Raw genomic sequence first — 22760 nt, 5'->3', positions numbered from 1 at the left:
CCTCGCCAGCCGGGGCACGGTGTTTGCTGCGACTCTGCATACGTTCCAGTCCGCCGCCGCCCGGCGGGCCGTGGATCTAACCGGTGCAGGGAGGCACGATGCTCGACACGCGCGACCACGCGGCCAGCTTCAAGGCCCAGTCACGGCAGGTCTCAAATCAACACGGTGGCCGCGCACTACGCGCGAGCGCCCGCGCGCCGCAGCCCGGCAAGCCTGCTATCTCGCTCGACGATTTTCTGCGCGACGCGCGTTTCGATGCGAACGATCCCGCTGCCCTCGGAGCACTGCTCGCTGATCTGATCGAGCGCGGCTACGATCGCGCGCCGACCTTGCCATGGCCGGGGCATGGGGAGACGCTGGTGCGCTGGCGCGCGCTGGCCGCCGTTGCCGCATGCGACCTCGGCCTCGTCAAACTGTTCGAAGGCCATACCGATGCGCTTGCGATTCTCGCCGAGCTCAATGGTCCGCTGCCGCCCGCGGCAAGCCGCTGGGGCGTGTGGGCCGCCGAAGCGCCGCACGCGCGGGTGCGCGCCATCGACGAAGGAATCCAGACCGTTGCCGGCGAGGGCGCGCAGGTGCGCCTGTCCGGCACCAAAGCCTGGTGCTCCGGCGCGCAGGCGCTCACCCATGCGCTCGTGAGCGCATGGCGCGACGATGAGCCCGTGCTCGCGGCGCTCGCGCTGGACCAGAGCTCGATCTCGATCGATACATCGAAGTGGCAGGCCGTCGGCATGCAGGCGACCGCGAGCGCGGATGTCACGTTCAAAGACACCGTGGCGACGCTCGTCGGTGCGCCGCATGCGTATCTGCGCCGCGCGGGCTTCTGGCATGGCGGCGCCGGTATCGCCGCGTGCTGGTACGGCGCGGCCGCGCAGATCGCGCGCACGCTGCGCGACGCGTGCGCCCGGCACGCGGACGCGCATCGGCTCGCTCATCTCGGTGCGACCGATGTCGCCTTGCAGTCGGCCGCCGCGCTGCTGCGCGAAACCGCCGCGTGGATCGACGCGCAGCCGTCGGCCGATGCAGCGACGCGCGTGTTGCGCGCGCGTCTGGCCGTCGAGCAGGCCGCGAGCGCCGTGATCGAGCACGCGACACGCGCGCTCGGCGCGGGCCCGTTGTGCCGCGACGCGCGCTTCGCGCGGGCGCTCGCTGACCTGCCGGTGTTTCTGCGGCAAAGCCACGCGGAACGCGACCTCGCAGCGCTCGGCGAACGGCTCGTCGAGGCCGCTGACACGACTGCCGCGCCGGCATCGCATCAGGCGTCTTCGCAAACACTCGCGCCGTGGACGCCATGACTTTTTTCCCCCTGCCTTGGGAGGATCGCTGAGATGAACTCGACGGCGCCGTACTTCGATGAACTCTACCGACGCAGCGACGATCCGTGGCGTTTGCGCGAAGGCTGGTACGAACGCCGCAAGCGTTCGCTGACGCTCGCGTTGCTGCCGCGGGCGCGCTATCGCAACGCGTTCGAACCGGGCTGCGCGAACGGCGAGTTGACGGCCGGGCTCGCGACGCGCTGCGACGCGCTGCTCGCTGCCGATCTGCACGCGCGCGCCGTCGAGCTTGCGTGTGAACGCATGGCGGGCGCATCGAACGTGCGGATCGAGCAGCGCAGGGTGCCGCGCGACTGGCCGACGGAGCACGGGCCGTTCGATCTGATCGTGATCAGCGAGTTCGCGTACTACCTCGACGCGGGCGAGCTCGAAACGCTGGCCGCGCGGATCGCCGGGTCGCTGACGGCGGACGGCACGCTGCTCGCCTGTCATTGGCGCCGGCCGTTCGCCGAAGCGCGCGAATCCGCCGACCATGCGCACGCGCTATTCGATGCGCGCTGCGGTCTCGCGCGTCTCGCGCATCACGACGAAGCCGACTTGCTGATCGACGTGTGGTCGCGCGACGCACGTTCGGTCGCGCAGCGCGAGGGGCTTCTATGATCGGCGTGATCGTTCCCGCGCATAACGAAGAGGCGTTGCTCGCACGGTGCCTCGCGGCCTTGCTCGAAGCGTCGCGACACGACGCGCTCGCCGGCGAGGAGGTGCGGATCGTCGTCGCGCTCGACGCGTGCAGCGATTTCAGCGGAGCGATCGCGCGCGCTTACGGCGTGCAGACGCTGACGCTGAAGGCGCGCAACGTCGGGATCGCGCGGGCGCTCGGCGCGTCGCTGCTGCTCGCGCACGGCGCGCGCTGGCTGGCGTTTACCGATGCCGACAGCCGCGTGTCGCCCGGTTGGCTGGCCGCGCAACTGGCGCTCGGCGCCGATGCGGTGTGCGGCTCGATCGCCGTCGACGACTGGAGCGCGCATCCGCACAGCGTGCGCGAATATTTTCGCAAGACGTATGTCGACGCCGACGGACATCGTCATGTGCACGGCGCGAATCTCGGCGTTTCCGCCGACGCCTATCGGCGCGCGGGCGGCTTTCCGGCGCTCAAGTGCAGCGAGGATGCCGCGCTCGTCGATCGCCTGATCGCGACTGGCGCGCGCATCGCGTGGAGCGCCGCGCCGCGCGTGACCACGAGCGCGCGTACCGTGGCCCGCGTGCGCGGCGGTTTCGGCGATACGCTCATCTCATGGGCGACGGATGGCGCGCTGGCCTGAGCGACGGCGACGCGTCGCGGGCTCGTCTCGCTCGCAACTATCCGGACACCAGAACATTCGCACGGCAATCCGCCGCGGGGAGGGCGAACATGATGGACGCGTTTTTCGTTCTATTCGGCCAAGGCAGGGAGCTCGATCCGTTGCAGATGGGTATGCGCTCGATCGCCGTGTTCGTGATCGCGCTCGCGCTGATCCGTGTATCGGGGCGCCGTTCATTCGGGCAGCGCTCGCCGTTCGATTCGGTCGTCGTGATTCTGCTCGGCGCGACGCTGAGCCGCGCGATCGTCGGTGCGTCGCCGTTTATCGCGACCGTGGTCGCGTCGTTCGCGATCGTCGTGTGTCACCGGGTGCTCGCGTGGTCGTTCATACGCTCGCGCCGCTTCGAGCTGCTGGTGGGCGGCGCCGAGCGCGAGGTGTTCAGCGACGGCAAGTTCCACGCGAACGAAATGCACGCGGCGCTCGTCACGCGCACCGACATCGAGGAAAGCGTGCGGCAGAAAACCGGCTCGCGCTCGATGGACGACGTGGCCGCCGCGATTCTCGAACGCAATGGCGAAGTGAGCGTGATTCACAAGCGCGCGTGAGCGCCCGAACCCGTGAAGAGCGGGGCGCTCGCGCGGGGACACGGTAGCCGGCTCAGCCGCGCCCGCCTCGCGAAATCTCCGCGCCCGCGCCGCGCGGCAGGCGCAGCGTGACCGGAATCGACGCGAACGAGCATAGCCCGACCACGAGAAACGCGGGCCAGAAATCCGACCAGGTGATGCTCGGATGCTCATGCAGCGCGCGCGAAATCTGCAGCACGATGCCGCCGACCGTCACGCCGAGGCCGAGCGACATCTGCTGCACGACGCTGCCGAGGCTCGTCGCGCGGCCGACGTCGCGGCTCGCGATCTCCGCGTAGGTCAGCGAATTGAGGCTCGTGAACTGCAACGCGGGGAAGAAGCCGCCGAGCAACACGACGACCCAGATGATCCACGTCGGCGTGTGCGGGAAAAACAGCCCGCACGCGGCGATCGAAATGCCCGATAGCGCGGCGTTGAACACGAGCACCTGGCGAAAGCCGAAGCGGCGCAGCACCGTGGAGGCGATCGTGCGCATGAACATGCCGCCGAACGCGGACGCGCAGGTGATCAGCCCCGCATTGGAACGCGCTCATGCCGTGGCCTTCCTGCAGCAGCAGCGGCAGCAGGAACGGCAACGCGCCGAGACCGATGCGAAATAGCGAGCCGCCGAGCACGCTCGCCTGGAAAGTCGGCACCTTGAAAAAACGCAAATCCAGAAGCGGCAGTGCGACGCGCTGCGCATACGCGACGTAGATCGCGAGCAGCGCCGCGCCGAGCGCGCACATGCCGAACGCGTCCGTATTCGAAATCAGTTCGCCGCCGACCAGCGACAAGCCGAGCAACAGCAGCACCGCGCCCGCCGCCGACAGCAGGAAGCCGATCCAGTCGAGCGGGCCGGGGTCGGGCTCGCGCGTATTGGCGATATAGCGATTGGTCAGATAGATGCCGAGAATGCCGATCGGCACGTTGATGAAGAAGATCAGCCGCCAGTGCAGATACGTGGTGATGAAGCCACCGAGCAGCGGACCGGCGGCGGGGCCGAGCATTGCGGGCACGCTCAGGTAATTCATCGCGCGGATGAAGTCGGCTTTCTCCACCACGCGAAAGATGATGATGCGCCCGACGGGCACCATCATCGCGCCGCCGACGCCCTGGATGAAACGCGCAACCGTGAAAGTGGCAAGCGAGTTCGACGCGGCGCACAACAGCGAGCCCGTCACGAAGACGCCGATCGCGGTGCGGAATACCGTGCGCGCTCCGAACTTGTCGGCGAGCCAGCCGCATACCGGGATGAACACGCCGAGCCCGAGCACGTAGCTTGTCACCGCGATCTTCAGCGTGACCGGATCGCGCCCGAAATCGCGTGCCATGGCCGGCAGCGCGGTGACGATCACGTTGGCGTCGACGCTTTCCATGAACATCGCGCACGCGACGATAAGAGGCGCAATCAGAGCTTTTTGGGTCTGGGCGACGGTCATATCGGCGAGCCTGCGGCGAAGCGTCGCAGGCAAAGGGGGCATTATGCACCTGTACGGTGCGGATTGTTAATACCTGCACGACCGATGCGGCCCCTTTACGAATTTTCCGTATCCGGTACGCGACGTTGGCATCGCGACGTCGCCAAAAAATATTGTTTTGTTGCGCTGCGGCACGAGATCGCTATAATCGGGTTATTCCGTAGGTATAAACCCTGATCAGGAGTCGCCATGAACACCGCATCGAATGCCGTCCGTTCCACCCCCGCTGCCAACACGTTCTTCGGCAAGCTGCGCGCGCTGGCGCTGCATGCGCTGAACCTGCATCTGCAGAACTGCGCAGTGATCGCCGAATCGTACCGTCGCCCGAACTAAGCGCGAGTTTCCCGCGCGGGCCTCGCAAGCCCCTGCTGTCATGTCAATGCCCGCTCGAGTAGCGGGCATCGTGCTTTCTGGCCCCGTCAAGCGGAGCACGTTCAGCGAGTCGCTTCCCCAGTCCCACCAGATAGACGCCCGCCGTCAGCCAATTCCGGGCTGCCATCGCCGTTTCCCTTCCTGATATCGTGCTTCCGCTCCTGATGACGGCACGCCCAGCCGTGATCTTGATGCCGCGGTTGCGCCGGCCCGATGCCTCGCATCACGCGAGGAAGCATTACAATCGCGCGCTTTTGACACGCGACGCGCAGGTGAACCGACGGCAAAATTGCTAATGCTGTCAACCTTTTGCACGTTTTGCCGTTATCACTTTGTAATCGCCGCCACAGGCGATACCGCGCGTGACGACCCGTCGCCGCGACCGCTCCTCGCAAGGCCCGCATTGACCATGTTCCACCGACTTCAACACAGCTTCGAGCGCCTCCCCGCGCTGCTCGGCCGTGCATCGAAAGCGCTTGGCAGCCGGGGCCTTCTGTCGCCCGTGCTCGCGCTCGTCATTTGCGGGTTGCTGCTGGTCGTGCTGCAGCATCTGTCCGAGGCAGTGAATTACCGTTCGGTGATCCGCGAACTGCGCCAGCTGTCGGCGCGCGAGTGGAGCGGTGCGCTCGGCGCGACCGCGCTCAGCTACGTCGCGTTGGTCGGGCGCGACGCGGTCGGCCTGCGCTATCTCGGCGCGAGCGTGCCGCGCGCGGCGCTGTGGGTCGGCGCGACGGCCGGTTCGGCGCTCGGCAATGCGACCGGTTTCGGCGCGCTGACGGGCGGAGCGGTGCGCGCGCGCGTGTACGGCGTCGCGAACATCACACCCGCGCAGATCGGCCGCATGACGGTGTTTACGAGCGTGTCGCTCGCGCTCGCCCTCGTCTTGATGACCGCGCTGGGCATGGTCTGCATGGCGGGCCAGCTCGCGCCGATGCTGCATCTGTCGCCAGTCGCGCTGCGCTGGAGCGGCGCTGCGCTGCTGCTCGCGCTGGCGCTCGCCGCGGCCGCGTGCCGTCGGCAAACCCGGCCGATCCGCACGCGCTGGCAGTGGCTCTCGTTCGATATTCCCGCGCGCCGCGATCTGCTCGCGCAGGTTGCGCTGGCGGTGCTCGACGTGGTCGCCGCGGGCCTCGCGTTGTGGGCATTGCTGCCGCATGCGAACGTGAGCTTCGTCGGCTTCATCACCGTCTACGCGGCCGCGATGCTGCTCGGCCTGATTGGCCATACGCCCGGCGGCGTCGGCGTGTTCGAAGCGGCGATGGTGTTCACGCTGAGCGGCAGCGTGCCGATGCATCAGATGGTCGCCGCGCTGCTCGCGTATCGCGCGATCTATTTCGGCGTGCCGCTGATCGTCTCCGCGGCGCTGCTCGCGGGCTTCGAGGGGCGCGCGCTGAAGAATCGTCTGTCGATGTTGCAGGCGGAGCGCGTGTCGGAACTCGCGCCGCTGTTTCTGAGCCTCGTCACGTTCGTGGTCGGCGGCATGCTGGTCATTTCGAGCGCGACGCCGGCGTTCTGGCAGCGCATTCATATGCTGCGCGACCTGGTGCCGCTGTGGGTGCTCGAAAGCTCGCAGATGCTATGCAGCGTGCTCGGCGTGCTGCTGCTGTTCGTCGCGCGCGGCCTGCTGCGGCGGCTCGATGCGGCATGGTGGATGACGCTCGCGCTCGCGTTGCTGAGCCTCGCGCTGTCGCTGACCAAGGGTCTCGCGTTCGTCGAAGCCAGTGTGCTCGGCATGCTGATCGTGCTGCTGCTCGCGACGCGCAAGCGCTTCAACCGTCATTCGTCGCTGTTCGCGGAGCGTTTCACGGCCGGCTGGCTCGTGTCGGTCGCGATGGTGCTGATGCTCGCGACGTGGGTCATGCTGTTCGCTTTCCGTGACGTGCCGTACACGGGCGATCTGTGGTGGCAATTCGCGTTCGACGAGCGCGCGCCGCGCGCGCTGCGCGCGACGCTCGCCGCGAGCGTGTTCGCCGCGACCTTCTCGTTCTGGCAATTGCTGCGTCCGGCGCCGGGCCGCTTCGTGAAGCCGGCGCCCGAAGATCTGCACGACGCCGCGCGCATCGTGCGCGCGCAGGAACGCAGCGATGCGGGTCTCGCGTTGATGGGCGACAAGAGCTTCCTGTTTTCGGAGTCGCGCGAGGCGTTCCTGATGTACGCGAAATACGGCCGCACGTGGGCCGCGTTGCACGATCCGGTGGGGCCGCGCGAAGAGTGGGCGGGTCTCATCAGCAAGTTCGTCGCGCTTGCGCATGCACATGGCGGTCGCGCCGCGTTCTACCAGGTGCGCGCGAATGCGCTGCCGCTGTATCTCGACGCTGGCCTCACGCTGATGAAGCTCGGCGAGGAAGCGCACGTCGTGCTCGACGACTTCGATCTGAAGGGCTCGCATCGCGCGCATCTGCGCTATGCGCTCAAGCGCGGCGAGCGCGACGGCTTTAGCGTCGAAGTGATCGATCAGGCCCATGTGCCGGCCTCGCTCGAAACGCTGCGCGGCATTTCCGACGGTTGGCTCGACAGCCGCGACGCGCGCGAGAAGAGCTTCTCGGTCGCGGCTTTCCATGACGAATACCTGGCCGCGCAGTCGGTGATGCTGGTGCGCCAGAACGGCGAGCCGGTCGCATTCGTGACCTTCATGACGACGGATATGAATACCGAGGCGACCGTCGGCGTGATGCGTCACGTCGAAAGCGCGTCGCCGTATGCGATGGAATATCTGTTCACGCAGCTCGCGCTGCATCTGAAAGAGGCGGGCTTCCGCTCGCTCAGTCTCGGCATTGCGCCGCTCTCCGGTGTGCAGCCGACGCCGCTCGCGTCACGCTGGCATCGGCTGGCCGGCATCGTGTGGCGCTTCGGCGGCCGCTTCTACAACTTCCGCGGACTGCGTGCTTTCAAGAGCAAGTTCCAGCCGCGCTGGGAGCCGCGTTATCTCGCGGCATCCGGTTCGGGCGTGTTCTTCACGCTCGCGGACCTGTCGCTGCTGGCAGGAGGCCGGCGTTCATGACATTGCATCCGTTGTTCCGGCTCGCCGTCGCGGCGAGCGTTCTGAGTTGCGGCGCGCTCGCGCACGCGGCCACCACCACCGTGCCAGGCGGCCGCTATGGCGACGTGCGCGTGACGCAGCCCGAGGGGCCGCTGCGCGGCTTCGTCGTGCTGTATTCGCAGGCAAGCGGCTGGAGCGCAGCCGATCAGCAGAGCGCCGATGCGCTCGCGAAAGCGGGCGCGATGACGGTCGGCGTCGATACCGCGCACTACGCGGCCAACCTTTCCGCGAAAAAGGAAACCTGTCATCAGTTGGTGGGCGATGCCGAGGCGCTCAGCCATCAGCTCGAACGGCAATCGCAGTCGAGCCGCTACTTCGCGCCGATCGTCGCGGGTACGGGACAGGGCGCGACGCTCGCGATGCACGTGCTCGAGCAGGCGCCGTCCAATACGATCGCGGGCGCGGTGTCGGTCGACGCCGATCACACGCTCGACGCGCGCTTCGAGCCGTGTCCGCCCGACCCGACCGTGATTCGCGACAAGGTACCGGGCTTCGTCGAAAAGGCGAGCACGGGCAATGCCGATCGCGCGCGTCTCGTTGCATTGCTGACGCCGCATCTGCAGCCGGTCTCGATCAGTGCCGACGACGTGTCCGACCTGCCGCTGATCGAATTGCCGGCCGCGCATCCGAACGGCTTGATGGCGATCGTGATTTCCGGCGATGGCGGCTGGCGCGATCTCGACAAGACGATCGCGCAGGCACTGCAGAAAGATGGCGTGTCGGTGGTCGGCTGGGACAGCCTGCGTTATTTCTGGAGCGAGAAGCCGCCCGCGCAAACGAGCCGCGATCTCGCGCGGGTGATGCAAACCTATGGCGAGCGCTGGCACGCGCAGCATATCGCGCTGATCGGCTATTCGTTCGGCGCGGACGTGCTGCCGTTCGCGTATAACCGTCTGCCGCAGGCGCAGCGCGATAAGGTGTCGCTGATTTCGCTGCTCGGCTTCGCGCCCGACGCCGATTTCCAGATCCGCGTCGGCGGCTGGCTCGGCATGCCCGCGAGCGACAAGGCGCTGAACGTGCGCCCCGAGTTGACGCATGTGCCGCCGTCGATCGTTCAATGCTTCTATGGCGAGAGCGAGACCGACACGCTGTGTCCGGCGCTCGACAAGACCGGCGTCGAAGTCATCCGCACGACCGGCGATCATCACTTTGGCCGCGATTACAACGCGCTCGAGCAACGCATTCTCGCGGCATTCAAAAAGCAGAGCGGCGTGCGCGATTGATGTCAGTGTTGGTCGTCTCAGCGGGGCGCGCTTGCCGGTGCGCCCCGTTTTTCTTGTCTGGCACTGCCGCACTGCGCGGAGATTGACAAAGCTTGCCGAGTCGACGAAGATCGCCGACATGAACTGCCTCGACATCCGTATTGCGCTGATTATTAGCATCATTCATCGAATGGTGGGTTAGCGCGCGTCGACTTGCAGTCACACATAACCCGCCAAACGAGGCGGGTTTTTTTATGTCCGCTTTCAGGTTCATTCTCTGCCTGCCTCCTGGCGAACATGCCGCGATTGCTATCGTTCGATGTCGATCGCCGTTGATGCGTTGTTGCATCGAATGTTGCCACCCAGGAGCTTGCCGTGCTGTTAAACGAACTCGAACAGGCCGCCGCAGCGGCCGGGCGCGTCGCGCCGTCCCACGACTACCTGAAAAAGACCCTGACCGCGCGCGTCTACGACGTGGCGCGCGAGACCGAACTCGAACGCGCGCCGAACCTGTCGGCGCGGCTGCGCAACCCGGTCTATCTGAAGCGCGAGGACAACCAGCCGGTGTTCTCGTTCAAGCTGCGCGGCGCATACAACAAGATGGCGCATATTCCGGCCGAGGCGCTCAGTCGCGGCGTGATCACCGCGTCGGCGGGCAATCATGCGCAGGGCGTGGCGTTATCGGCGGCACGCATGGGCGTGAAGGCGATCATCGTCGTGCCGGTGACGACGCCGCAGCTCAAGGTCGACGCGATCCGCACGCATGGCGGGCCGACCGTCGAGATCGTGCAGTTCGGTGAGTCGTATAGCGACGCCTACGGTCACGCGGTCAAGCTGCAGGAAGAGCGCGGCCTGACTTTCGTGCATCCGTTCGACGATCCGTACGTGATCGCCGGCCAGGGCACCGTCGCGATGGAAATCCTCAGCCAGCACCAAGGGCCGATTCACGCGATCTTCGTGCCGATCGGCGGCGGCGGTCTCGCGGCCGGTGTCGCCGCATACGTGAAATCGGTGCGCCCGGAGATCAAGGTGATCGGCGTGCAGACCGATGATTCGTGCGCGATGGCCGCGTCGTTGCAGGCGGGCGAGCGCGTGACGCTGAACGAAGTGGGCCTGTTCTCCGACGGCACCGCGGTGAAGCTCGTCGGCGAAGAGACCTTCCGTCTGTGCCGCGAATATCTCGACGAAGTGCTGCTCGTGAACACCGATGCGCTGTGCGCCGCGATCAAGGACGTGTTCCAGGACACGCGCAGCGTGCTCGAACCGGCGGGCTCGCTCGCGGTGGCCGGCGCCAAGCAGTATGCCGAACGGGAAGGCATCGAGAACCAGACGCTGATCGCGATCACGTCGGGCGCGAACATGAACTTCGACCGCATGCGCTTCGTCGCCGAACGCGCGGAAGTGGGCGAAGCGCGCGAAGCGGTCTTCGCGGTGACGATCCCCGAAGAGCGCGGCAGCTTCAGGCGCTTCTGCGAGCTGCTCGGCACGCGCAGCGTCACCGAGTTCAACTACCGGATCGCCGACGCGAACTCGGCGCATATTTTCGTCGGCGTGCAGATCCGCAATCGCAGCGAATCGGCGCAGATCGCCGGCGCCTTCGAAGCGCACGGTTTTGCCACCGTCGACCTGACCTTCGACGAACTGTCGAAGCAGCACATCCGCTACATGGTCGGCGGCCGCTCGCCGCTCGCGCGCGACGAACGACTGTTTCGCTTCGAGTTTCCCGAACGCCCGGGCGCGCTGATGAAATTCCTGTCGTCGATGGCGCCGAACTGGAACATCAGCCTGTTCCACTACCGCAACCAGGGCGCGGACTACAGCTCGATTCTGGTCGGCATTCAGGTGCCCGGGAGCGACCACGCGGCGTTCGAGCGCTTCATCGAAACGCTCGGCTATCCGTGCTGGGAAGAGACAAAAAATCCGGTCTATCGACTATTTCTTGGCGAATTGAAGCTCGTTTAGCGGATCGGGGTTTACCTGAGGGCACGCCATGCCGCAGCACGAGCCGCGGGTCGTCCAAATCGGCGGAAAACCCCGCCAGTCTTGCGTTTGCGGCCGAAACATCCGCGCGGCGCCGGCTCCCGCCTTACACCTTCTATCGCGCAGCGCGATACGGCCTATCCGCTATATCGCATTGCGGGATAGGCGTCGCGATCGTCACACTGAGCGCAAATTTCATCACCGCATTCAGGAGACTACATGCGCACCCAAGTCGGCATCATCGGTGCAGGGCCCGCTGGCCTGCTTCTTTCCCATCTGCTTCATTTGCGCGGTATCGACTCGGTCGTGCTCGAAACGCGCACGCGCGATCAGATCGAATCGACGATTCGCGCCGGCGTGCTCGAGCAGGGCACGATGGACCTGCTGACGCAAACCGGTCTCGGCGAACGCATGAAAGCCGAAGGCGCGCTGCATCACGGTTTCGAACTCGCGTTCGAAGGCAAGCGTCGCCGCATCGATCTGACCGACCTCACCGGTCATGCGATCACGGTTTATGCCCAGCACGAAGTAATCAAGGATCTAGTCGCGGCGCGCGTCGCCGCGGGCGCCGAACTGCGTTTCGGCGTATCGGAGACGTCGGTGCGCGGCATCGATACCGATAAGCCGTCGATCCGCTATCGCCACGAAGGCGCGGAGCACGAACTGCAATGCGACTTCGTGATCGGCTGCGACGGCTCGCAAGGCGTGTCGCGCCAGGCGATCCCGCAGACGCTGCGCAAGGATTTCGAGCGCGTCTATCCGTTTGGCTGGTTCGGCATTCTGTGCGAAGGCCCGCCATCGTCGGACGAGCTGATCTACGCGCGCCACGAGCGCGGCTTCGCGCTGATCAGCACGCGCTCGCCGAACGTCCAGCGCATGTATTTCCAGTGCGATCCGAAGGACTCGGTCGACAACTGGTCCGACGATCGCATCTGGGCCGAGTTGCATGCGCGCGCCGATTCGGACGAAGGCCACAAGATCATCGACGGCAAGATCTTTCAGAAGAACATCGTCGGCATGCGCAGCTTCGTGTCGACGACGATGCAGTACGGGCGCCTCTTCCTCGCTGGCGACGCCGCGCATATCGTGCCGCCGACTGGCGCGAAGGGTATGAACCTCGCGGTCGCCGACGTGAACGTGCTCAGCAAGGCGCTCGATGCGTTCTACAAGGAAAACCGGGCCGATCTGCTCGACCGTTACAGCGAAACCGCGCTCAAACGCATCTGGCGCGCCGAGCACTTCTCGTACTGGATGACCAGCATGCTGCATCGTATCGAAGGCGCTTCGGCGTTCGAGCAGCAACTGCAGGTCGCCGAGCTCGAGTACGTGACGACGTCGCGCACGGCCGCGACCGTACTGGCGGAGAACTACGTCGGCGTCGCCGGCGCGCAGATGCAGGCGCAGCTGTAAGCGCTACTGCAAGCACCGCGCGATCATCGGGATCGCTAATTGATCGACAGATCCCGGTGCGCGGCCGCCTGAAACTCCTTGGGCGTGACGCCGGTCTGCTTGCGGAAATAGCGGCTGAAATAGGCCGCATCTTCGAAACCGAGCGCATGCGCGATCTGTTTGATGCTCGAACCCGAGTAGACCAGATCGCGCTGCGCCTCGCGTATCAACTGATCGTTGACGAGCGACAGCGGCGAATGGCCAAGCTCCTCACGACAGATGCGCCCCAGTTGCGCCGCGGTCACCCCCAATTTTTCCGCATAAAAATCGATTGGCAGATGCTCGCGCACATGCGTGGCGATCAGTTCGCGTAGCCGTTTGATCTGTGCGGCGCGCCGGTCGTTGACGGTCGCGCCCGCGCTCGACGCGGCATCGGTCAGCCGGGCGACCTGCACGAAAAGTGCAATCATCAGCGACATGCCCGCGGCGATATGGCCGCGCGCGCTGCCGCGAAATTCCTGCTCCAGCAAACCGAACAAGGGCATCAACGTGCGCTCGCCGACCGCGGGCCGCACGTGGAATCAGCGCGGGCCGTTGCAGCACCGGCACGAGGCCCGGCGACACTGCTTTCGAAATCGACTCCAGCGCGCGCTGCGCGGCCGTAATCACGAGCCCGTCGATCTCCGGCGAAAACACGAAACCGTGCACCGTTTGCGCTGGAATCAGGATCAGGCATGGCGCGTCGATCGTGAGCTTTTCGCTTTCGATCAGCACGTGGCCCGAACCGCTGCGGATATAGAGAATCTGCAGCAATGCATCGTGCCGGTGCGCGGCGATATGCCAGTCGTTCGGACGACTGCGCTCGACGATCCATTCGAAATTGAACGCGTCGTACCACGGCGGCCGCGCGGACTCTCCGTACAGATCGTAGTTAGGGATATTCCTCATGCGGTTTTGTCTCCAATGTTCGAATTGTCCTGCGATGTGCTGCCTTTGTCCAATTTCGTCCCGAACCGCGTGGCTATACTTTTTTCCATCGAAGACGCGGTCGAATGATGCAGTTTGGTGAAGCCGGCCAACCTAAGCTCGCCGCGATCGTGAACATGGAGATCGGGAGGACTAAGCAAATGAATCAACGGAAAGATCGGCGCGACACACCCGCCAACGCGCGACACTGGCTCGGGCTCGAAGGCAGCGTCTGCGTCGTGAGCGGCGCGGCGGGCGGCATCGGCAGCGCGATTGCTCAGGTGTTGGGCGACGCTGGCGCACGCGTGGCGCTGCTCGATCGCGATGAGCAGAAGTGCCGTAACGTCGCGCAAGCGCTGAACGCGAGCGGTGTCGACGCGCTGGCGCTCGCCTGCGATATCGGCGACATCGATAGCGTGCGCGGCGCGGTGTCGGAGCTCGAAGCGCGCCTCGGCGTCGCCGATGTGCTCGTGAACAACGCGGGCCTGTTGCGGCCGGGGGGCATCGAAGAGATTGGACTCGATGCATGGAATGCGATGCTGCGCGTGAATCTGACCGGCTACATGCTGTGCTCGCAGCAATTCGGTCAACGCATGCTGAAGCGCGGCGCTGGCGCAATCGTGCATGTCGCGTCGGTGGCCGCGCATCATCCGCAAACCTATAGCGGCGCTTACAGCGCGGGCAAGGCCGGTGTCACGATGCTGTCGAAGCAGATCGCGGCGGAGTGGGGACCACGCGGTATTCGCAGCAATACCGTGTGCCCGGGCATGATCCGCACGCCGCTGTCGGCGGCGTTCTACGAGCACGGCGATATCGAACGCCGGCGCAGCGCGATGACCGCGAGCCGCCGGATCGGCGAGCCGAACGATATCGCCGATGTCGTCGCGTTTCTCGCGAGCGAACGCGCGGCCTATGTGAACGGCGCCGAAGTCGTCGTCGATGGTGGCTTCGAAAGCATGCTGATGGACCTCGTGCCGCGTCCCGGCTTCGAAGCCAACCAGGCCGCGCAAGCCACCCGGGCCGACCGCCAGGTCCGAGCGTAAGGAGACCATCATGACCAACGCAACACGCGGCGCAACACTCACGTGCGACGTGCTCGTGATCGGTTCGGGTGCGGGAGGGCTGTCGACCGCGATCACCGCGCGCAAACACGGTCTCGATGTCGTCGTGATCGAGAAGGAGCCGTTCTTCGGCGGCACGACCGCGTTTTCAGGCGGTGTGCTGTGGATTCCGGGCAACCGTCACGCAAACAGCAACGGCGTCAGCGATACGCGCGAAGCGGCGCTGACCTATATGCGCAGCGAAACCGGCGCGTGCTTCGATGCCGCCGCCGTCGACGCGTTTCTCGACACGGGCCCTGAGATGCTCGACTTCTTCGAGCGCGAAACCACCGTCAAATTCGTGCCGACGTTGTATCCCGACTATCACCCGAACGTGGGCGGCGGTGTCGACATTGGCCGCTCGGTCGTCGCCGCGCCGTTCGATGCGCGCGCGCTGGGCCAGGACATCTCGCGATTGCGCCCGCCGCTGAAGACGATCACGTTCATCGGCATGATGTTCAACTCGTCGAACGCGGACCTGAAGCACTTCTTCAATGCGACGCGTTCGCTCACCTCCGCGCTGTACGTCGCGAAGCGCCTCGCGAGCCATCTGAAGGATCTTGCGCTGTACCGGCGCGGCGTGCAGATCACGAGCGGTAACGCGCTCGCCGCGCGGCTCGCGAAGTCCGCGCTCGATCTCGGCATTCCGATCCATACGAACACGGCCGCTCGCGAGCTGACCGTGGCGAACGGCAGCGTCACCGGCGCGCTCGTCGCGGGACCGGAAGGCGAGATGCGCATCGTCGCGCGACGCGGCGTGGTGCTCGCGTGCGGCGGCTTCTCGCGTGACGTCGCACGGATCGCCCACGCGTATCCGCATCTGCGGCGCGGCGGCGAACACCTGTCGCCGGTGCCGCGCGGCAATACGGGCGACGGCGTCGGCATGGCCGAACGTCTCGGTGCGCGGGTGGCGATCCGTTTTCCGCAGCCAGCCGCATGGATGCCGGTGTCGCGCGTGCCGATGAGCGACGGCAGCGTCGGCGTGTTTCCGCATCTGGTGGATCGCTACAAGCCTGGCGTGATCGGCGTGACGCGCGCGGGCAAGCGCTTCACCAACGAAGCGAATTCGTATCACGACGTGGGTGCCGCGATGATCGAGGCCTGCGCGAACGAACGCGAAACCGCGATGTGGCTGATCTGCGATCACGCGACGATCCGCAAATACGGGCTCGGTTATGCGAAGCCGGCGCCCGTGCCGCTCGGCCCGCTGCTGCGCAACGGCTATCTGAGCAAGGGCCGCACGCTCGCGGAACTCGCGCGCAACGCGGGTCTCGACGGCACGGCGCTCGAGGCGACCGTGAAGCGCTACAACGCCGACGCGGTGCGTGGCGAAGATCGCGAATTCGGCCGCGGTACGACGTCGTTCAATCGCTATCTGGGGGACCCGGAGCACCAGCCGAACCCGTGCGTCGCGCCGATCGGCGACGGTCCGTACTACGCGCTGAAGGTCGTGATGGGCGATCTCGGCACCTTCGACGGCATCTCGACGAACGTCACCGGCGAAGTGCTCGACGTGAAAGGCGCACCGATCGCCGGCCTGTACGCGGTCGGCAACGATCGCGCGAGCGTGATGGGCGGCAACTATCCGGGCGCGGGTATCACGCTCGGGCCGATCATGACGTTCGGCTATATCACTGGCCGTCATCTCGCGGGCGCGAGTGTGCAAAGCGCAAACAGCGCGAAGAGCGCAAGCAACGCGGACCCCCGCGCAGCCGAAACCGTATTGAGGACCGGCACATGAGCCAAGGCAAACCTTTCGTCGATCATCGCATCTACACGATCCGGCCGCGCGGCATGGCGGAGTTCATCGACGTTTTCGACCGGCTCGCGATGCCGATTCAGCTCAAGTATCTGGGCGCGCCAGTCGGCTTTTACATGAGCGATATCGGCGTGCTGAACCAGGTCGTGCATCTGTGGGGCTACGAGAGCATCGGCGACTACGATCAGCGCCGCACCGCGCGCGATGCCGATCCGGAGTGGCCCGCGTATCTGCAGGCGTCCGCGCATCTGATCGTCGCGCAGGAGAGCCGCATCATCAGGCGAGTCGACTTCAGGACGCTGGCGATGCTGCGCTAGCCGCCCGTTCGAGGAGGAGACAGGCATGAACGAACGGACAGCGCGACGCTCGCAAGCACGGTCGCGACCACCGTCGCGGCGTCCGCGTGTTGAACAGCAATTCGAACAATAAGAAAACACCTCTTCATCTCAAGGAGACATCGCAATGAACCAGTTGAAAGGAGCACGCACATGAGCCGCTCCGAACGCAGTGTAGACGTGCAGGCCTTTATCGACGGACAGGGCTTCTCGCCGTTTCAATGGACGATTCTGGTGCTGTGCTTTCTGGTCGTCGCCGCCGACGGTTTCGATACCGCCGCGGTCGGCTTCATCGCGCCGTCGCTCGTGCAGCAGTGGGGCATCGCGCGCAGCGCGCTCGGCCCGGTGATGAGCGCGGCGCTGGTGGGACTCGGCATCGGCGCGCTCGCGGCCGGCCCCTGCGCGGACCGCATCGGACGCAAGACGGTGCTAGTGCTGTCGGTGTTCTTCTTCGGGCTGTGGAGTCTCGCGGCGGCCCGCGCGAGCTCGATCGAATCGCTGACCTTGCTGCGCTTTTTCACCGGCCTCGGTCTCGGCGCGGCGATGCCCAACGCGGTCACGCTGATGGCCGAGTACGCACCCGCGCGGATTCGCGCGGTCGCCGTCAATGCGATGTTCTGCGGCTTTTCAGGCGGTCTCGCGATCGGCGGTCTCGCATCCGCATGGCTGATTCCGCATTTCGGCTGGCCGAGCGTGCTGGTCGCCGGCGGTGCCGGTCCGCTCGTGCTGAGCGTGATGTTGATACTGTTTCTGCCGGAATCGGCGCAATTTCTCGCGGTGCGTAAGCGCGCCGACCAACGGATCGCGCGAATCCTGCAACGCATCGCGCCCCACGACCGCTTCGACGGATGCCGTTTTTTCGCGGTCGACGTGTGCCGCAATACCGGCGACGCACGTTCGCAAGGGGCGCTCGCGATCATCCTGTCGACGCGCTACCGCTTCGGCACGCTGATGCTGTGGCTCGCCTATTTCATGGGGCTACTGATTTACTATCTGCTGACCAACTGGCTGCCGACGCTGTGCAATGACACCGGCTTCTCCGGTGAAAAGGCCGCATTGATGACGTCGCTGTTTCCGCTCGGGGGCATCCTCGGCAATCTGTGCGTCGGCTGGGTGATGGATCGCTTCGCCGGGCATCGCGTGATCGCGTTCACCTATGTCCTCGTCGGCGCGCTCGTGTTGCTGGTCGGGCGGGGCGTCGGCCATCAGGTCTGGCTCGGGACGCTGATCTTCCTGACCGGCACGGTCGCGACCAGCGCGGTCACGTCGATGTCGGCGCTCGCGGCGAGCTTCTACCCGACCCGGGCGCGCGCGACGGGCGTGGCGTGGATGCTGGGAATCGGCCGGGTCGGCGGCGTGGCGGGCGCGCTCGTCGGTGCGGCGTTGATGGGGCTCGGCTGGCACTTCGGCGCCGTGTTCAGCCTGCTCGCGGTGCCGGCCGTGATCGCGGCGGGCGGGGTGGTACTGATGATGCGGCGCGAGCCGCTCGATCACGCATCGGTCGATGAAAACGTCGGCGCCATAGCGATCGAATGAGCGCGGCGTCGGGCGTGCCGCTACGCTCGAACAACGCGCGACCGCTCAGGGCGCGCGCAGCAACGCCATTTCGTTGTGCAGCAGCGCGAGCAATTCGTCGTCGGTTGGCCGCGTGCCCCAGTGGCGCGCGCCGGCCACCGACGCGATCGCCATCCACGAATGCGGTGGAAACCATTCGCGCACCAGCGTGCCGTCCTGGCGCAGGCACAGCTGGCCGGTCAGCTCGCTGTATTCGGCGCAAATGTGCGCGCCGTCGACCTGCGCGGTTACTCGTCTCGGATCATTGCGTAGCACGTCGTCGCTCCTTTCAAAGGGGTGGCGCGAATGCAGGCGCGACACGTTGGCGCGATGGACGCCACCTGCCGTCTATCAATGGTCATGCCCGCGATCGTCATGGTCATGACCATGACCGTGCCAGCCGTTGTCGTGCCAATCGCCGTGCGGTCCGCGTGCATCGCGCCATTCGTTGTGATGACGCTCCCACTCGCGACGCTCCCAATAGCGATGACCATCGTAGTAGCGTTCGCCGTACCAGCCCGGAGCGACTATGACTGCGGGAGGCGGCGCAGGCGCATAGACGGGCGCGGGCTGCACATAGACGGGCGGCGGAGCCTCGACCACGGCGGGCGCGACCGCGATGCCCGGCACGCCGATGTTCACGCCGACATCGACGTGCGCGAAAGCGGCCGTCGATGCGCCGATCGCGAGACCCGCGACGACGGTCAACGATACCCAGCGGTTGCGTGAAAGACTCATGATTGTTCTCTGTTTGTTGTGTGGATGTCTGCGATGGAGTGGCGAGCCGGACGCGCACCTACTGCGCGTGATGGCCCGATCAATAACGTTCGTAGTAGTGGTCATGATGCGGATGATCGTCAGGGACGACGATGCAGCCGCTCAACGCGCCACCGAGCGTGGCGGCAAGAATGACCAATGCGAGGATTTTTTTCATGATGTTGCTCCCTGAAATCTGTGATGCAAGTGCCTGTCGTGCGAAGCGTTTCATCTGATCCGCTTTCGTTTGAACCGAACTCTACTGAGCGGCGCGATTACCGGTGTGTTTGTGTGTAACAGGACGTGTCGATCCGCGCTCGCGCCGAAACGTCGATGCGAGTGCGATGAGCGAGGAGGGAAGGCGCCGTGGCTTACGGGTCGAAATGCCGGGCGACTGTCAAGCGCGCGGTCAAACCCTTGAAGGGTCTATGAAAAAAACCGCATTCAATGGCAGACGAAGCATGGATTCGAAGCGAAGGTTCGGCGCCTCGATTGCTGAAAAAAGAAGCGCATCGATTTTCGGCATATGTATGCGGCGCAGATACATTCGGTTGCAGACTAGGTAAGAAGTTCGGTAGTGAGCTCGGGCGAGCCTGATGGAAAGACGCTACACCTGTGGCGTCATCAGCTTGTCTTAAGCTTCGGTGGGATAGGTAAAAACGCATCGCGCGCGCAACCTACTGCGCGGCCGCGGGCTCCGGGGCGGTCGCTTCGCGATAGCCGAGCCGCGTCGAAATCGCGAGACCGGCCTCTTTGAGCAACGCGACGTAATGCTGCTTCGTGTCGGCACCGCAGCGCATCGTCGGAAACGAAATCGACAGACCGGCGATCACACGGCCGAAGCGGTCGAACACGGGCACCGCGATGCATTGCAGGCCTTCTTCCTGCTCCTCGTTGTCCTCGCCGTAGCCCTGCTCGCGTACGCGCGGCAGGATGCTCAACACCGCTTCGGCGCAGGTCAAGGTTTTTTGCGTCGACTTGCGAAATTCGATGTGCGAGAGCACGTCACGCGCGTCGGCCGGGTCCATCCATGCGAGCAGCACCTTGCCGATCGCCGTGCTATGCAGCGGATTGCGTCGGCCGATCCGCGACTGCATGCGCAGTCCGTAGTCGGCGTCGATCTTGTGGATGTAGATGATCGCGTCGTCGTCGAACGCGCCCAGGTGTACCGCTTCGCGCGTCATCTGGCCGATGCGGCGCATCTCGATGTCGGCCTCGCGCACCAGATCGACGCTTTCGAGCGCTTTCGCGCCGAGCTCGAACAGACGGATCGTCAGCCGATAGCGTTCGGTTTCGACTTCCTGGGTCACGTAGCCGAGCGCCTTCAGTGTTTGAATCACACGATGCACGGTCGTCTTCGACATGCCGAGCCGTTGCGACAGCTCGCTGATGCCGATCTGTCCGGTGTCGCCGATCGCGCCGAGAATCGCGAACACGCGCCCGATCGACGACGCCGATTCGCCGCGCTCACCGCTGTCCGCATCGAGCGACGCTGCGCCGGCGGGTTCCTTACGGGCTTTGCCGCGGGTCTTATCGAGCGCCTTGTCGAGCGTCTTGTCGCGCGCAGTGTTCCTCGCAATATTCCTCGCAGTATTCCTGGGTGTTCCCGTTGCCGCCATGTCCGTCATTCCCTGTCTGTGCCAACTCGCCGCTGCCGCATCGAGCCGATGCTCACCGGCGCGAGAGCATAGCGCGTCGCGCGCACTCGTGGCGAGCTTGTGCCGTCCCTAGCGCGCGAGCCAGCCGCCATCCACCGCCAGTGTATGCCCATGCACGTAGTCCGACGCCGACGAGGCGAGAAAAACCACCGGCCCCGCGAGATCGTCGGGCACGCCCCAGCGGCCGGCCGGAATGCGGCCGAGTATCTCCTCGTTGCGCTGCGCGTCGTCGCGCAACGCCGCGGTGTTCGCGGTCGCCATATAGCCGGGCGCGATCGCGTTCACGTTGATGCGTCGCGCGGCCCATTCGTTCGCGAGCAGTCGCGTCAGACCGAGCACGCCGCTTTTCGATGCGGTGTACGACGCGACGCGGATGCCGCCCTGGAACGACAGCATCGACGCGACGTTGATGATCTTGCCGCCGCTTTGCTGGCGCACGAACTGACGCGCCGCGGCCTGCGACAGGAAGAACAGGCTCTTGAGATTCACGTCCATGACCGCGTCCCAGTCGTCTTCGCCAAACTCGAGCGCGTCTTCGCGACGGATGATGCCTGCGTTGTTGACGAGCACGTCGATGCGGCCGAACGCTTCGAGCGCGGCGCGCACGATGTCGTCGACCGAAACGGTTGACGCGAGATCGGCGCGCACGTCGGCGAAGCGGCGCCCGAGCGTCTCGACGCGCGCGGCGGTCGCGCCCGCGTCCGCGCGACTGACGCCGACGATGTCGCAGCCGGCCGCGGCGAGCGCGACGGCCATGCCGGCGCCGAGGCCGGTGTTGCTGCCGGTCACGATGGCGACTTTGCCGGTCAGATCGAAAGTGTTCACTGTGTTCGGACTCATGTTCGCTCAGCGCAGCTCGCGGACCGCGAGATGGTCCATGTCGCCGAACACCTGGTTCTCGCCGACCATGCCCCAGATGAATGTGTACGCGCGCGTGCCGACGCCCGAATGGATCGACCAGCTCGGCGAGATCACCGCCTGCTCGTTGCGCACGACGATGTGCCGGGTTTCGTGCGGCTCACCCATCATGTGGAAGACGGCGGCGTCGTCGGCGACGTTGAAGTAGAAATACACTTCCATGCGGCGCTCGTGCGTGTGGCAGGGCATCGTGTTCCACAGGCTGCCCGGTTCGAGCTTCGTCATGCCCATCGACAGCTGGCAGGTCGGCAGCACGTCGGGCACGATGAACTTGTAGATGGTGCGGCGGTTGCTCGTGGCCGGATCGCCGAGGGTTTCGGGCGAGGCCTGGTCGAGCGAGATCGTGCGGGTCGGATAGGTGGTGTGAGCGGGCGCGCAGTTCAGATAGAACTTCGCCGGCCGGGTGGCGTCGGCGCTGCCGAACCCGACCGCTTGCGCGCCCTTGCCGATATAGATCGCCTCTTCGCGGCGCACCGTGTAGCGCGTGCCGTCGACGTCGACCCAGCCGTCGCCGCCGATGTTGATCGCGCCGAGTTCACGCCGCTCGAGCAGATAGTCGACGCCGATCGCCTTGCCGAGTGAGCCCGGCACTTCGACCGCGCGCTCGACCGGCCACACGCCACCGACGATGATCCGGTCGATATGGCTATACGTGAGCTTCAACGCATCGCGCTCGAAGATCTGCTCCACCAGAAACTCGCGACGCAGCCCGGTGGTGTCGAGCGTCTTCGCGTATTCGCTGTTGATGGCCTGTCTCACGTCCATTGATCGTTCTCCTGTCGGTATGCGGGGCGCGGCGCCGCCTTCCTCGTGCCCGAGACTGTAACGCAGAATCCTGATTTCGGAACACTGGTCCGAAAATATTGTGACGGGTGATCGCGGCTGGCAACGCATAGCGCGAACGACCGGGTAAACGATAGTCAGGTTTAAGAAATAAAACGGAACGGCGTTCCTTTCATGATGCTATATTGCGCCGGACAGGGAGAGCCCGGCGTAGAACGGGACACCAACGCGGGTCATTGGCCCGTCAACGGGACGTCACCGTCCATGGAGGA

19 protein-coding genes and 2 pseudogenes are annotated in these 22760 nt (G+C 65.5%); 13 read left to right on the top strand and 8 right to left on the bottom strand.

Translation table 11 applies throughout. From position 1 onward, the window contains the following. Nucleotides 1–98 precede the first annotated feature (98 nt). From OKW40_RS07325 to OKW40_RS07310, 4 genes are all read left to right on the top strand, one after another. The gene (locus OKW40_RS07325; RefSeq protein WP_429488989.1) at nt 99–1295 is read left to right on the top strand and encodes an acyl-CoA dehydrogenase; all 1197 of its coding nucleotides are present in this window, start codon (nt 99–101) and stop codon (nt 1293–1295) included. A 33-nt stretch (nt 1296–1328) separates the two neighbouring features. Beyond that, the gene (locus OKW40_RS07320; RefSeq protein ID WP_184056645.1) at nt 1329–1934 is read left to right on the top strand and encodes an SAM-dependent methyltransferase; all 606 of its coding nucleotides are present in this window, start codon (nt 1329–1331) and stop codon (nt 1932–1934) included. Further along, nucleotides 1931–2596 carry a glycosyltransferase gene (locus OKW40_RS07315; RefSeq protein ID WP_429488987.1) on the top strand — a complete coding sequence of 222 codons (666 nt, stop codon included), beginning with the start codon at nt 1931–1933 and terminating at the stop codon, nt 2594–2596. The genes OKW40_RS07320 and OKW40_RS07315 overlap by 4 nt, the downstream gene beginning before the upstream one ends. A gap of 89 nt (nt 2597–2685) precedes the next feature. Further along, entirely contained in the window at nt 2686–3180 is a 495-nt protein-coding gene (locus OKW40_RS07310) for a DUF421 domain-containing protein (protein WP_429488985.1), read from the top strand. A gap of 52 nt (nt 3181–3232) precedes the next feature. Here the strand turns inward: OKW40_RS07310 and OKW40_RS07305 are convergent. After that, nucleotides 3233–4637: pseudogene (locus OKW40_RS07305) on the bottom strand (MFS transporter). Nucleotides 4638–4865: 228 nt separating this feature from the next. Here OKW40_RS07305 and OKW40_RS07300 point away from each other — a divergent pair. The 3 genes from OKW40_RS07300 (at nt 4866) to OKW40_RS07290 (ending at nt 9311) form a co-directional block, all read left to right on the top strand. After that, a complete protein-coding gene (locus OKW40_RS07300; protein WP_429488983.1) occupies nt 4866–5009 on the top strand; it encodes a hypothetical protein in 144 nt (47 codons plus the stop codon). Between the two features lie 448 nt (nt 5010–5457). Further along, a complete protein-coding gene (gene mprF / locus OKW40_RS07295; protein WP_429488981.1) occupies nt 5458–8049 on the top strand; it encodes a bifunctional lysylphosphatidylglycerol flippase/synthetase MprF in 2592 nt (863 codons plus the stop codon). Continuing rightward, on the top strand, nt 8046–9311 hold the full coding sequence (locus tag OKW40_RS07290) for a virulence factor family protein (protein ID WP_429488979.1): 1266 nt from the start codon (nt 8046–8048) through the stop codon (nt 9309–9311). The genes mprF and OKW40_RS07290 overlap by 4 nt, the downstream gene beginning before the upstream one ends. On the opposite strand, the gene OKW40_RS07285 is transcribed toward OKW40_RS07290, so the two are convergent. Beyond that, nucleotides 9283–9564 (bottom strand): hypothetical protein, encoded by a 282-nt coding sequence (locus OKW40_RS07285; protein ID WP_429488977.1) that lies wholly within the window; start codon nt 9562–9564, stop codon nt 9283–9285. The genes OKW40_RS07290 and OKW40_RS07285 overlap by 29 nt on opposite strands. Before the next feature lie 101 nt (nt 9565–9665). Here OKW40_RS07285 and ilvA point away from each other — a divergent pair, with 101 nt between their 5' ends. After that, nucleotides 9666–11252, top strand: a complete 1587-nt coding sequence (gene ilvA, locus OKW40_RS07280) for a threonine ammonia-lyase, biosynthetic (RefSeq protein WP_184065926.1) — start codon at nt 9666–9668, stop codon at nt 11250–11252. A gap of 237 nt (nt 11253–11489) precedes the next feature. After that, nucleotides 11490–12680: a 4-hydroxybenzoate 3-monooxygenase gene (locus OKW40_RS07275; RefSeq protein WP_429488975.1), complete on the top strand. Its 1191-nt coding sequence runs from the start codon at nt 11490–11492 to the stop codon at nt 12678–12680. Between the two features lie 35 nt (nt 12681–12715). Here OKW40_RS07275 and OKW40_RS07270 read toward each other — a convergent pair. Then, nucleotides 12716–13607, bottom strand: a pseudogene (locus OKW40_RS07270) (helix-turn-helix domain-containing protein). A 179-nt stretch (nt 13608–13786) separates the two neighbouring features. On the opposite strand from OKW40_RS07270, the gene OKW40_RS07265 reads away from it, so the two are divergent. The 4 genes from OKW40_RS07265 (at nt 13787) to OKW40_RS07250 (ending at nt 18355) form a co-directional block, all read left to right on the top strand. Next, a complete protein-coding gene (locus tag OKW40_RS07265; protein WP_429488973.1) occupies nt 13787–14668 on the top strand; it encodes an SDR family NAD(P)-dependent oxidoreductase in 882 nt (293 codons plus the stop codon). 10 nt (nt 14669–14678) lie between these two features. Further along, nucleotides 14679–16466, top strand: a complete 1788-nt coding sequence (locus tag OKW40_RS07260) for an FAD-dependent oxidoreductase (protein WP_429488971.1) — start codon at nt 14679–14681, stop codon at nt 16464–16466. Next, complete coding sequence (locus OKW40_RS07255) at nt 16463–16801, top strand: NIPSNAP family protein (RefSeq protein ID WP_429488969.1); 339 nt, start codon at nt 16463–16465, stop codon at nt 16799–16801. Before OKW40_RS07260 ends, OKW40_RS07255 begins: the two co-directional genes overlap by 4 nt. 171 nt (nt 16802–16972) lie before the next feature. After that, nucleotides 16973–18355 (top strand): MFS transporter, encoded by a 1383-nt coding sequence (locus OKW40_RS07250; RefSeq protein WP_429488967.1) that lies wholly within the window; start codon nt 16973–16975, stop codon nt 18353–18355. A gap of 45 nt (nt 18356–18400) precedes the next feature. On the opposite strand, the gene OKW40_RS07245 is transcribed toward OKW40_RS07250, so the two are convergent. The 5 genes from OKW40_RS07245 to kduI form a co-directional block, all read right to left on the bottom strand. After that, nucleotides 18401–18649: a hypothetical protein gene (locus OKW40_RS07245; RefSeq protein WP_184067742.1), complete on the bottom strand. Its 249-nt coding sequence runs from the start codon at nt 18647–18649 to the stop codon at nt 18401–18403. A gap of 75 nt (nt 18650–18724) precedes the next feature. Further along, nucleotides 18725–19111, bottom strand: coding sequence for a hypothetical protein (locus tag OKW40_RS07240; protein WP_184067739.1), 387 nt, complete (start codon nt 19109–19111; stop codon nt 18725–18727). A gap of 695 nt (nt 19112–19806) precedes the next feature. Continuing rightward, entirely contained in the window at nt 19807–20757 is a 951-nt protein-coding gene (gene kdgR / locus OKW40_RS07235) for a DNA-binding transcriptional regulator KdgR (RefSeq protein WP_429488965.1), read from the bottom strand. 99 nt (nt 20758–20856) lie between these two features. After that, complete coding sequence (gene kduD / locus OKW40_RS07230) at nt 20857–21627, bottom strand: 2-dehydro-3-deoxy-D-gluconate 5-dehydrogenase KduD (protein ID WP_184067733.1); 771 nt, start codon at nt 21625–21627, stop codon at nt 20857–20859. A gap of 6 nt (nt 21628–21633) precedes the next feature. Further along, nucleotides 21634–22470 carry a 5-dehydro-4-deoxy-D-glucuronate isomerase gene (gene kduI, locus OKW40_RS07225; protein ID WP_429488963.1) on the bottom strand — a complete coding sequence of 279 codons (837 nt, stop codon included), beginning with the start codon at nt 22468–22470 and terminating at the stop codon, nt 21634–21636. Nucleotides 22471–22760 lie beyond the last annotated feature (290 nt).

The sequence above is a fragment of the Paraburkholderia sp. RAU6.4a genome (assembly GCF_050435625.1).
Taxonomy (GTDB): domain Bacteria; phylum Pseudomonadota; class Gammaproteobacteria; order Burkholderiales; family Burkholderiaceae; genus Paraburkholderia; species Paraburkholderia tuberum.
Note: the sequence above shows the minus strand (reverse complement) of the source record. Positions and strands in the feature narration are given on the sequence as shown.

Bases quoted from the DNA above. Each gene is read 5' to 3' on its own strand.
- OKW40_RS07260 (WP_429488971.1), top strand. From the start codon at position 14,679: ATGACCAACGCAACACGCGGCGCAACACTCACGTGCGACGTGCTCGTG.
- kduI (WP_429488963.1), bottom strand. From the start codon at position 22,470: ATGGACGTGAGACAGGCCATCAACAGCGAATACGCGAAGACGCTCGAC.
- mprF (WP_429488981.1), top strand. From the start codon at position 5,458: ATGTTCCACCGACTTCAACACAGCTTCGAGCGCCTCCCCGCGCTGCTC.
- OKW40_RS07240 (WP_184067739.1), bottom strand. From the start codon at position 19,111: ATGAGTCTTTCACGCAACCGCTGGGTATCGTTGACCGTCGTCGCGGGT.
- OKW40_RS07255 (WP_429488969.1), top strand. From the start codon at position 16,463: ATGAGCCAAGGCAAACCTTTCGTCGATCATCGCATCTACACGATCCGG.
- OKW40_RS07285 (WP_429488977.1), bottom strand. From the start codon at position 9,564: ATGAACCTGAAAGCGGACATAAAAAAACCCGCCTCGTTTGGCGGGTTA.
- OKW40_RS07320 (WP_184056645.1), top strand. From the start codon at position 1,329: ATGAACTCGACGGCGCCGTACTTCGATGAACTCTACCGACGCAGCGAC.
- OKW40_RS07275 (WP_429488975.1), top strand. From the start codon at position 11,490: ATGCGCACCCAAGTCGGCATCATCGGTGCAGGGCCCGCTGGCCTGCTT.
- OKW40_RS07265 (WP_429488973.1), top strand. From the start codon at position 13,787: ATGAATCAACGGAAAGATCGGCGCGACACACCCGCCAACGCGCGACAC.
- OKW40_RS07250 (WP_429488967.1), top strand. From the start codon at position 16,973: ATGAGCCGCTCCGAACGCAGTGTAGACGTGCAGGCCTTTATCGACGGA.
- OKW40_RS07315 (WP_429488987.1), top strand. From the start codon at position 1,931: ATGATCGGCGTGATCGTTCCCGCGCATAACGAAGAGGCGTTGCTCGCA.
- OKW40_RS07325 (WP_429488989.1), top strand. From the start codon at position 99: ATGCTCGACACGCGCGACCACGCGGCCAGCTTCAAGGCCCAGTCACGG.
- kdgR (WP_429488965.1), bottom strand. From the start codon at position 20,757: ATGACGGACATGGCGGCAACGGGAACACCCAGGAATACTGCGAGGAAT.
- OKW40_RS07310 (WP_429488985.1), top strand. From the start codon at position 2,686: ATGATGGACGCGTTTTTCGTTCTATTCGGCCAAGGCAGGGAGCTCGAT.
- kduD (WP_184067733.1), bottom strand. From the start codon at position 21,627: ATGAGTCCGAACACAGTGAACACTTTCGATCTGACCGGCAAAGTCGCC.
- OKW40_RS07290 (WP_429488979.1), top strand. From the start codon at position 8,046: ATGACATTGCATCCGTTGTTCCGGCTCGCCGTCGCGGCGAGCGTTCTG.
- OKW40_RS07300 (WP_429488983.1), top strand. From the start codon at position 4,866: ATGAACACCGCATCGAATGCCGTCCGTTCCACCCCCGCTGCCAACACG.